This is a genomic window from Cryobacterium sp. N21 (assembly GCF_002929575.1).
GTDB lineage: Bacteria > Actinomycetota > Actinomycetes > Actinomycetales > Microbacteriaceae > Cryobacterium > Cryobacterium flavum.
Genome location: NZ_PJJQ01000010.1, coordinates 1 through 9,062, shown reverse-complemented (window position 1 = coordinate 9,062; position 9,062 = coordinate 1). Strand labels below are relative to the sequence as shown.

Sequence of the window (9,062 nt, the reverse complement as noted above, 5' to 3'; positions counted from 1 at the left end):
CCGCTGGTGTTCTCTGTGGCGGCTCGTAAGGCCTGAGCCTTCCGGGGTCATGTCCCGCTGAGGAATGCGCGTGACCGGTAGAGGTTCGGCATACGGCCATTGCATTCGAACCGAATTGCAGTTATAGCGCGGCGCAATCATGGAACTATGACGCGCACGGGCGCCGAATTAATCATGGCCACCCGAGGGCTGAACGGCGCGCCCGGCTCAGTGATCGGGCAGGGTTCCGTGGCTGTTGTTGTAGATCTTGCCGTTCTTCGGGTGCGTGAACTTCAGCCCTGCCCACGTGTCGTCAATGCGCAGGCATGTGCTCTCGACGAGGCCGTGACTGTATCCGATCTCGATGACCTTCGGCAGACTGAGATCTGAGCCCAGCTTCCGCGCCTTGGGCCAGGAGAGCCACAACATGCCCGACGGCTTCAGATGGAGTTTGAGTATTGGAAAGATGTCGTGCATCTCGGATTGAGTCACGCTGAAGAAATGGATGTAGTCGAAGTCACCCTGGAGATCCTCGCTGACCTCCAATTCCGGAAGCCCGATGGCCTTCAGGGTCGACACGGGGGCGTTCACGAAGTGGGCCAGCGCGCCCTTCTGGATTCCCATCTTCTGAGCGACAGACCGAGACATGAGAGCTTCGCTCATTTCCCGGAAACCTTCTTGAGCACCTCAAGATAGTGCGGGTTATACATAATGCCCAGGATATTGCCGAAGGGGTCGACGACGGATGCCGTCATAAATCCTTCACTGCGGTCAGTCGGCGGTTGGTATTCGGTCGCCCCCATCGACAGCAGTTTCTTGAATGACCCTGGGAGGTCGTCCACGTGCCATTGGATGATCTCGCCGGCCGGCCCGTCTGGCGCTGGTGGCGCGTACGTCGCGTCAATGATTCCAAGCTCGTTCTGATAGTCGCCAACCCTGAACTCCACGTAGCCGGGCATCTGAAAGTACGCGTCGATACCCAGCAGCTCGCTGTACCACTTGCGTGCCGCCTCCAGATCGGCGGCGAAATAGCTGACGGTGGCAAATCCTCGCAACATGTGGTCTTCCTTCTGATTCAGGTGATTTCAGTCTCCACCAGTAAAGTGCTCACCTTCTGACTACTTTGTTTGCGATAATTGATTTATGCGCGCAGATCGCCTCGTCGCCACACTCCTGCTGATGCAGGCGCGGGGACGCGTGACAGCGAAGGAAGTAGCGGCTGAGTTTGAGACATCCGTCGCTACGGCGAGGCGTGATCTCGAAGCGCTGTCAGCTGCGGGAATTCCCGTGTACCCACAGGCCGGCCGCGGCGGGGGGTGGCAACTACTCGGCGGTGCTCGCACCGACCTGAGCGGGCTCACATCGGCTGAGGCGCGTGCGCTTTTCCTCCTGGTCGGGCCAGCCGCGTCCGTAGTCCCAGAGGCCAAGTCGGCGCTCCGCAAACTCGTGCACGCTCTTCCCGACAGCTTTAGAACGGACGCCGAAGCGGCGGCAGAGGCCGTCGTGATTGACCCGGCGCGGTGGGGCCGGCCCCGTCGCGCACAGCCACCACTCGTGACGGAACTCCAGGTCGCTGTCATACAGCGCCGAAAGGTGCGTCTGAGCTACCGGGGTTGGGACCGCGACCCGGTCGAAAGGCTCTGTGACCCGTGGGGCCTGGTCGAGAAGAATGAGGTGTGGTACTTACTCGGCGGCGTGGATGGCGCCCAGCGCACATTTCGCATCGAGCGGATCATCTGGGCTGTTGTCACGGACGAGCCTGCCGACCGCCCGGATGACTTCGACCTCGCAGAGGCATGGAATCGCGTCGTACGCGACGTGAATCAGCAGCGCGAGAGCGCATCCACGATCGTGGTCACAAATACTGAGATCGTGCCCTTCCTGCGGGAACAGTTCGGCGAGCTGGCAGTGGAGGACACCGCGATCGACGGCCACCAAGCCAGGGTGCGAATCAGTGCGCCAGCCGAAATCATGCTCGCCCGTGGCCTCGCGGGATGGGGTGAATACATTGACGTTCTCGAGCCGGCATCCGTGCGCTCGGAGCTCATGCGCCTCGGCGCCGCGATCGTAGAGCGCAATGGGCCGTAGGCGCGGGACCCGCACTCACAATGCCCGTTGAGGGTTCGCCTAACGGGCACTGAACCCAGGCTCGACACGTGTCATCTATACGTTCGATTGCGTGACAACACGATCGTAACTTCAACGGATGGAGAAATTGTCACACAACCGGTCATTTATTCTGCTTGTCGCAAACGATGAGGAAACAGTCCAATGTGACCTGTGCAGGGCGCCCCGTCATTGTGCCCCAGAAGTCCCATCCCAATAACTTGCTAAGACAATTTCCGGTGATACGTATTTCCGAGACACGACGAGCCATGTGTTCTGGCTCTGGCGTATTCAGGGAAAGCAGGGCGGCGGGTGTCTCAATATTCTTTACTTTTTCGAGACGTTCCGCGTCGCGCTCAGGGACCGGTATACGGGCGCTGGATGCTGTTGAAGGTCTGGCGAACCTGGCCTAGGTTTCGTCGCCTTATGTCCAAGAAGCGCGGTGTCTGTATTCCGCGAGCGTTCGCAGTGAGCCGCGGTTACCATGACGGTATGCAACCGAAGCAGCCACAGTCGTTTGATTCCCGCCTCATCCCATGGGAGACGGTTCACGACGACGGCACGAAGTCCGCAACACTCGTCGGCTCTCGTGAGCCAGGGCACATGTTCACCTACGCGTTCTTTATCCCCGCGGGCGTATTCGACGCCCCGCACCACCACACCGCCGACGCGCACCTGCACGTGGCCTACGGCGAACTCATGCTCGGATACGGCACCTCCTTTATCAAGGGAGACGCGGATCGCTTCCCGGCGGGGTCGTTCCTGTTTGTGCCAGCTCACGCGATCCATTTCGATGGTGCCGAAGAGGACACGGTGCTGATCGGAACAGCGACCGGGCCATGGAACACGCAGTACTGGTCCTGAGAGCAACGGTTTGCGACCGTTGAGCACCTGCCGCATCAAGACCGTATCGCGGCATTTAAAGACGGGCAGAGTAGACATACGCCGGTCGATGAGGCGATCCGTGCGACCGGCGGAACGGTCTGATCACACTGTTGAAGGATCGGCTTACGTGCGTTGGGGTGACGTTCAGCGCTGCGAAAGGCCGCCATTAGCGCCGTGATTCACAGATCTGGAGCACGACCGCCCCGGGTGTCTCATGGACGGTCGTTCGTGAATACCTAGTTGCACGTCGCTCAAGCGCCGACGCTCCGGTTGCGATTGCAGTATTGACGCAAACCTGAACAAGTGAGTAGATTACTGAACATGAGTTCAGACACCACGTTGCCGTGGAGTGATCTGAAGATGAGTGCGCGGATAGTAGCTGCGGCGTTCAAGCGCTTCGCTCGGAACGGATTCGCCGCGGCGACCATCCGGGAGATCGCCGCGGATGCTGGGGTGAGTGCCGCTCTGGTAATTCACCACTTCGGCAGCAAGGACGGCCTCCGTCGAGAGTGCAACCGTCGCGTCGTGGACTTCCTGCGCGACAAAGGCCGACCGGACGCCTCAGCCGCCGAAAGGCTTGACGCGGTCTTCGTTCAGTACGGCTCGTATGCGACGCGTGCGGTCGCGGAGGACTCCGAGGAGTCTCGCGAACTGTTCGATGTGCTGCTGGGGATGGCGCGTGCGGTGGTCGCGGAGGGCGCGGAGTCGGGCTCTTTGCGCGGATCGTCCGACCCCGACGCGCAGGCAATGGCGCTGCTCGTGCTGGGACTTACGCCGTTCGCTTTCTCTGCGCACCTCACCCGGTGGGCAGACGCAGGCTTGGACGCGGCAATGGCGCGACTTGCGGTTCCGATTGCGGAGATTTACACGCGCGGTCTCGTCACGGACAGTGGGCTGCTCGATGCTGCGATGGGCGTCCGAGGAGAACGGTAATGAGGATTTTGCTGGCGACGGCGGGCTCGCGGGGTGATGTCGAGCCTTTCGCGGCCCTGGCCGAGCGGGCGTGTGCAGCGGGGCACGAGGTGCGCCTTGTCGCCCCGGAGAATTCGGGCGTTGACATGGCTGACATCGATGTCGCAAGCATGGGGGTGGACTACACGCGCGTGATCGAGGATCAGGGCGTTTCTATCACGGCGGCGCTACGTAACTACCGCTCCGTGGTGCGCCCGGTGATGCGAGGCGTCATCGTCGGCGGTGCGCTAGCGGCGCTCGAGTACGAGCCCGACCTGATTGTCTACCACCCGAAGGTCCTGTCGGCTCCGCTGGTAGCGGATGCACTGGGAGTGCCACACGTCGTGGTCGAAATCGTGCCGACTCTTACGCCCACTAGGGCCTTTCCCGCCGCAGGCACAATTACTCGCGGAATCGGCCCCCTGAATCGCTTGACGTATCAGGCGGCGGGCGCGGCATCGATAATGTTCCGCTCTGAACTTGGCGAGGTGCGCAGAATGGTCGGCGCACGGAAGCGCAAGGTTTCTGCCCCCGCTGCCACTCTCATGCCCACCAGCCCAGCGATCCTTCCGCGCCCCGACGACTGGCCAGAATCGGTGCACCTCACCGGCCCCTGGACTCGCGCACACCGATTGGCGGCTCTCGAGCTCGAAGTCGCCGAGTTCGTCACAGACGGTCCATTCATCTATGCGGGCTTCGGCTCGATGGCGGTGGGAAACGCCACATCGCGTGGAGGCGCGATCGTAGACGTAGCGCGGGAGCGCGGGAGCCGCTGTCTCATCGCTACCGGTGTCGGCGGCATCGAGGTGCCCCCGGACCGCCTCGGCGCCGACGTGCTCGTCGTGCAGACCGTGTCGCATACGGCGGTGCTTCAGCACGCGACCGCGGCAGTGCATCACGGCGGCATCGGCACCGTGCACGCCGCGATGACTGCCGCAACACCATCGGTGATCGTGCCATTCATCGCTGACCAGCCGTTCTGGGGATCCCGTCTCTACGAAATGGGTCTGACACCCGCGCCGATCCCGCAACGTGCGTTGACCGTCCCAGCCCTCAGCGCCGCACTCGACGAGGCGGAGCAGTGCCGTCCCCGCATCACCGAGGTCGCCAAGGCCATGTCCGCCGAGGACGGAACCCTAACGGCGCTGACCCTCCTCGCCGCGATCCACTGAACTCATCTCAACGAGGCAAGAGCCCTGCTGAACACACCGACCTGTCGGCAACCGAAATTTGGTCTCCGAAACTAACCGTCCCGCGATTGGGTTTCGTTAATGAAGCGGTTGCGGTTGCGGATCGACGAATGCAACCACAAACAGGAGTCAGGAACGCACTGATTTCCGCAGGTGCGGCGCCAATATCAGGTACTCGGACCTGACAATGAGCCCGACTAGCATGAGCCCGGGCGACAGAACCGCCAATTGAAGCTGCGATTACCCGCCATTACTAATTAACAGTCACAGCAACGGTGCTCGTCAACGCCAGGGTGTGTCCGGTGGAGGTTCCCATACGGGAACTGTGCGACAGCCGGTGATCGCCGTCTCGGGTGTGCCGATCGCCGTCCGGCTTGTGGGCACTGCTCACTGAGCGATGTCACAGACAGGAGGAACAATAAAGTTATGAAGATAATCGTTGTCCCGCCCCTCCTCTGCTCGCCTCTTGCCTACGTCCCCGTGCTCGACACGCTCTGGTCGCGAGGTCAAGTCACCATCGCAGATACACGCCGCGATAAAACCATCGCGGCCATGGCAGAACGTCTCCTGTGCGAGAACATTGGAGACTTCGCTGTTCTTGGAACGAGTATGGGCGGGTATGTTGCCCTCGAGGTGATGCGGCAGGCACCCGAGCGCGTTACCGCACTCGCGCTCGTGAGCACATCCGCTCGGGCCGACACTGATGAGCAGAAAGCGGCCCGCGCTCGGCAATCGGCCCCCGTTGAAGCAGGACAATTCACGGCTCTGATCGATGCCGCCTTTCCCGGCGTGGTCGCGGCGGAGAACGAATCCGATGAAGCACTTCTCGCCATCTGGCGACAGATGACGACCCCGGTCGGCGCCGACGCGTTTCTCCGGCAACAGCAGGCTGTTGTGAACCGAGCTGACCTGCGCTACTTGCTACCCGCGATTACCTGCCCGACCGCGATCATTCACGGCGCTGGCGATCGCCTCATTCCGATTGCTGCCGCCGAAGAATCAGCGGCAGCACTGACCACGGCCACCTACACGGTTATTAAAGACGCCGGGCACTTCCTGTTTCACGAGCAACCTGCAGCAGCACGCGCCGCCATCATCGCGTGGCTGGACCTAACCGTCTGATCGGTTGGTTCCCTGGCGCCCTAGGAACAATAGAACGCCACCATCGAGCGTTCGCAGTCACAGGCGCGTTGGCTACGACTGCTGAGCCCGCTGAGCGTTCCCCACACGGGACCTGCGCGACAGCCGGTGATCGCCGTGTCGGGTGTGCCGATAATGTCCGGCATTTCCACTCACTCAAGCAACCTTCGGTTGCGCGAAGCGGGTGCGTGGGGCCATGGTGACGTGCAACCAAACATTGCAGAAGGTCGGGCGAAAATGGAGTACGGACGCATCGAACGCGAGTTCCGCATCGCCGCCTCGCCCGAGGTGGTTTACGCAGTCATCAGCAGTCCCGCGCACATCCGGGAATGGTGGCACGCTGAGGCGCACCTGGAACCTGTCCCAGGTGCTGTCGGTGAACTTGTTTGGGGAGACAAAGCCAAAGCTGAGGCAGAGGTCGTTTCCATCACCGTGGTTGATGCTGAACAGCCTCGTTTGTTTTCCTTCCGTTGGGGTTATCCCCTCGATGAGGTCGCGACCCCTGCTAACTCGTTGCTGGTGACCTTCGAACTCGTGCCGTCTGGCACTGGCACCGTGGTTCGTCTTACCGAGGTGGGATTCCGCGAAATGGATTGGGAGGCTGCCGTTCTTGAGGAACAATACAAGGAGCACTCCGTCGGCTGGACTACGCACTTGGCCAGCCTTCGCGACTATCTCGGGCAACTGGTTGCCGCCCAATGGCTGCGGTAATCGACGATGATCTGTGGTCTGCGATCGGCGACCCGACCCGGCGGCGCATGCTCGACATGCTCTTGGCGGCTGGCGGTGGCACGGCAACCAGCCTCAGCCACGAACTTCCCGTTACACGTCAGGCCGTTGCAAAGCACCTTGGGGTACTCCACCGTGTTGGCTTGGTGCATGCCGCGCCCATCGGACGGGAGATGTGTTACAGGTTGGACGATGTAGAGTTCGCTCGCGCGGTAGCGCAGCTCTCCACCGTCGGGGCATCGTGGGACGCACGGTTACAGCGGATCACCCAGATCGCCGAAGCAATCCAGCGTCACCAAGGCGCTGATCCCGGCCGACAAAACAAGACGTAGAGGAAGCACCTCATGATCACAACAGCCCTTCGAAGCGCCTATGAAAAGTTGTTCGAAACGGCATCCATTCCCGATCTCGGCGAAGCCGGTGACGGGGGTTGGACCGCCGATCAGATATTGGCTCATCTCCTCAGTGTGGATGCCGCCATCGCGGCGGTTGCGCTCGGGGTCGTTTCGGGCTCGCGTCCCAGCTTCGACAACCGGATTTCTCTCGATTCCTGGAACCTGAATCGGATCATTGCCGCCCACTCAGGTAGGTCCGACTTGATAGACCACGTTCGCAATCAAGCCACGATACTGTGCGACTTCGCCGATCAACTCTCGGCCGGAGTCGACACAAGTCAGGCGCCAGCTAATTTCGCGAACAAACATTTGTGCAGGATCCCGATTCGCTCGACGTGCATCAGCGTCCACTCACCCTTCCCATGCGGGACCGGAACTCGTCTGCACCGGCGCCCGTCAAGTCAGCCGCGGCCGCACGACGGCGGTTGAGTGCGCTGAGAAGAGTAGCGATATCGCCACTGACTTCGGGTCCTCCACCCAGCGACCAGTCGGTATCGGTGGCTTGGAAGCGCAGCCCACGAAGGAGATCGTCACCGACCGAGTGCCTGCCACTCGTCAGCTCATTGAGGACCAGCCAGCCCGCTTCAGGGGAAATCCGACCAGCAAGGCCGAGCGGCCGACGAACGTCTCCGGAGTGAATGGCCAAGTGTGCCAGTGGGGCGAGTTCTCCCGCGTCGGGGACCGCGAAACCGGCAACATTGGTCTTCGCGATCAAGCGCGTCAGCTCGGTGCCGGTTCGCCGGTCAGTCCTGGCCCAGCGATAAGCGAACTCGTCGAAGTTGAAGCGCGCTTGCGCGAGACCGACAATAAAGCTGCCAAATCCGAGTTCGTAGGGCATGAGCAGATGCGCGCACAAGTCGCGCACTGTCCACCCGCGACACAGGCTCGGCGTCTGCCAGGATGCGTCATCGAGACCGGCGAGATCCTCGGCGAATCGGTCGCGCTCAGCGGCGTACAGCGTCTCTACGCCTGTCGTTGTCACGGCTAATTGGCCTCCGAAACGGGTGGTCATCAAAAAGGTCACCTGTCGAGGGGGTCCCTTACAAGCATTCGCCACAGTAAGACTACCGATTTCAACTACTCGATTTTGTCGCGGCGACCAGCAAACTCCTTTGGACACGTGCGGGTGTTCCGCCCAGTGACTCTCTGAAAGTCCCATTCAACGTTCCCCATGCAGGACGGCAGCAAGGGTCGACGTCGGTGTGGATAATTTGTGGGGGCGAGTACGGAAAATGACACTGGTGTTAAGTGATCAATTCCGGACACTCTTCAAACGCGGGACACGTTCCTGGCGTGAGCCGNGCCCTTCAAGAATAATTAGGTATGTGCCTAAGTATCGCGACGAGCTCGATGCCGTGCTCCGCGCTCTCGCGGATCCGACGCGCCGAGCCGTCGTGGAACGGTTGGCGAAGTCCCCCGCCGTCGTGTCCGAACTCGCGGCACCGTTCTCGATGGTGTTGCCGTCGCTCATGCAGCACCTGCGCGTCCTCGAGAACGCGCGACTGGTCACGTCACAGAAGCATGGGCGCGTCCGCACCATGAGCCTGCGACCGGGCGCCCTCGACGTCCTACACCGGTGGCTCGGCGAGCAACGAACCCCCGCCGAACACCAAGCCGACCGGCTCGGCATCCACATGACCTGCACAACCCCGAAGGAAACCTGACATGACCCGCGTTCGCATCGACC

At 61.5% G+C, this 9,062-nt stretch carries 12 protein-coding genes; 8 read left to right on the top strand and 4 right to left on the bottom strand.

Annotated features, from left to right (window positions below; genetic code table 11):
* Nucleotides 1-207 precede the first annotated feature (207 nt).
* Both CXY77_RS00165 and CXY77_RS00160 read right to left on the bottom strand, forming a co-directional pair.
* Nucleotides 208-642 (bottom strand): hypothetical protein, encoded by a 435-nt coding sequence (locus CXY77_RS00165; RefSeq protein ID WP_233197131.1) that lies wholly within the window; start codon nt 640-642, stop codon nt 208-210.
* Nucleotides 639-1,037 (bottom strand): VOC family protein, encoded by a 399-nt coding sequence (locus tag CXY77_RS00160; protein ID WP_104087660.1) that lies wholly within the window; start codon nt 1,035-1,037, stop codon nt 639-641. Before CXY77_RS00160 ends, CXY77_RS00165 begins: the two co-directional genes overlap by 4 nt.
* An 85-nt stretch (nt 1,038-1,122) precedes the next feature.
* On the opposite strand from CXY77_RS00160, the gene CXY77_RS00155 reads away from it, so the two are divergent.
* From CXY77_RS00155 to CXY77_RS00125, 7 genes are all read left to right on the top strand, one after another.
* Nucleotides 1,123-2,067 (top strand): YafY family protein, encoded by a 945-nt coding sequence (locus CXY77_RS00155; protein ID WP_092342511.1) that lies wholly within the window; start codon nt 1,123-1,125, stop codon nt 2,065-2,067.
* A gap of 510 nt (nt 2,068-2,577) precedes the next feature.
* Nucleotides 2,578-2,949 (top strand): cupin domain-containing protein, encoded by a 372-nt coding sequence (locus CXY77_RS00150; protein WP_134505140.1) that lies wholly within the window; start codon nt 2,578-2,580, stop codon nt 2,947-2,949.
* Nucleotides 2,950-3,291: 342 nt separating this feature from the next.
* The gene (locus tag CXY77_RS00145) at nt 3,292-3,903 is read left to right on the top strand and encodes a TetR/AcrR family transcriptional regulator (protein ID WP_092342507.1); all 612 of its coding nucleotides are present in this window, start codon (nt 3,292-3,294) and stop codon (nt 3,901-3,903) included.
* Nucleotides 3,903-5,093, top strand: a complete 1,191-nt coding sequence (locus tag CXY77_RS00140) for a glycosyltransferase (RefSeq protein WP_104087659.1) — start codon at nt 3,903-3,905, stop codon at nt 5,091-5,093. The genes CXY77_RS00145 and CXY77_RS00140 overlap by 1 nt, the downstream gene beginning before the upstream one ends.
* Nucleotides 5,094-5,663: 570 nt before the next feature.
* A complete protein-coding gene (locus CXY77_RS00135) occupies nt 5,664-6,233 on the top strand; it encodes an alpha/beta fold hydrolase (protein WP_158252715.1) in 570 nt (189 codons plus the stop codon).
* 153 nt (nt 6,234-6,386) lie between these two features.
* A complete protein-coding gene (locus CXY77_RS00130; protein ID WP_233197130.1) occupies nt 6,387-6,962 on the top strand; it encodes an SRPBCC domain-containing protein in 576 nt (191 codons plus the stop codon).
* Nucleotides 6,950-7,312 (top strand): winged helix-turn-helix domain-containing protein, encoded by a 363-nt coding sequence (locus CXY77_RS00125; RefSeq protein ID WP_104087655.1) that lies wholly within the window; start codon nt 6,950-6,952, stop codon nt 7,310-7,312. Before CXY77_RS00130 ends, CXY77_RS00125 begins: the two co-directional genes overlap by 13 nt.
* Here the strand turns inward: CXY77_RS00125 and CXY77_RS20270 are convergent.
* Both CXY77_RS20270 and CXY77_RS00120 read right to left on the bottom strand, forming a co-directional pair.
* Nucleotides 7,235-7,561, bottom strand: a complete 327-nt coding sequence (locus CXY77_RS20270; protein WP_199181816.1) for a hypothetical protein — start codon at nt 7,559-7,561, stop codon at nt 7,235-7,237. The genes CXY77_RS00125 and CXY77_RS20270 overlap by 78 nt on opposite strands.
* 154 nt (nt 7,562-7,715) lie before the next feature.
* Entirely contained in the window at nt 7,716-8,399 is a 684-nt protein-coding gene (locus tag CXY77_RS00120; RefSeq protein ID WP_158252714.1) for a maleylpyruvate isomerase family mycothiol-dependent enzyme, read from the bottom strand.
* A gap of 301 nt (nt 8,400-8,700) precedes the next feature.
* Here CXY77_RS00120 and CXY77_RS00115 point away from each other — a divergent pair, with 301 nt between their 5' ends.
* Nucleotides 8,701-9,039, top strand: coding sequence for a helix-turn-helix transcriptional regulator (locus CXY77_RS00115; protein ID WP_104129366.1), 339 nt, complete (start codon nt 8,701-8,703; stop codon nt 9,037-9,039).
* Nucleotides 9,040-9,062 lie beyond the last annotated feature (23 nt).

Bases quoted from the DNA above. Each gene is read 5' to 3' on its own strand.
- CXY77_RS00140 (WP_104087659.1), top strand. From the start codon at position 3,903: ATGAGGATTTTGCTGGCGACGGCGGGCTCGCGGGGTGATGTCGAGCCT.
- CXY77_RS00135 (WP_158252715.1), top strand. From the start codon at position 5,664: ATGGCAGAACGTCTCCTGTGCGAGAACATTGGAGACTTCGCTGTTCTT.
- CXY77_RS00145 (WP_092342507.1), top strand. From the start codon at position 3,292: ATGAGTTCAGACACCACGTTGCCGTGGAGTGATCTGAAGATGAGTGCG.
- CXY77_RS00130 (WP_233197130.1), top strand. From the start codon at position 6,387: ATGTCCGGCATTTCCACTCACTCAAGCAACCTTCGGTTGCGCGAAGCG.
- CXY77_RS00160 (WP_104087660.1), bottom strand. From the start codon at position 1,037: ATGTTGCGAGGATTTGCCACCGTCAGCTATTTCGCCGCCGATCTGGAG.
- CXY77_RS00150 (WP_134505140.1), top strand. From the start codon at position 2,578: ATGCAACCGAAGCAGCCACAGTCGTTTGATTCCCGCCTCATCCCATGG.
- CXY77_RS00125 (WP_104087655.1), top strand. From the start codon at position 6,950: ATGGCTGCGGTAATCGACGATGATCTGTGGTCTGCGATCGGCGACCCG.
- CXY77_RS00165 (WP_233197131.1), bottom strand. From the start codon at position 642: ATGAGCGAAGCTCTCATGTCTCGGTCTGTCGCTCAGAAGATGGGAATC.
- CXY77_RS00155 (WP_092342511.1), top strand. From the start codon at position 1,123: ATGCGCGCAGATCGCCTCGTCGCCACACTCCTGCTGATGCAGGCGCGG.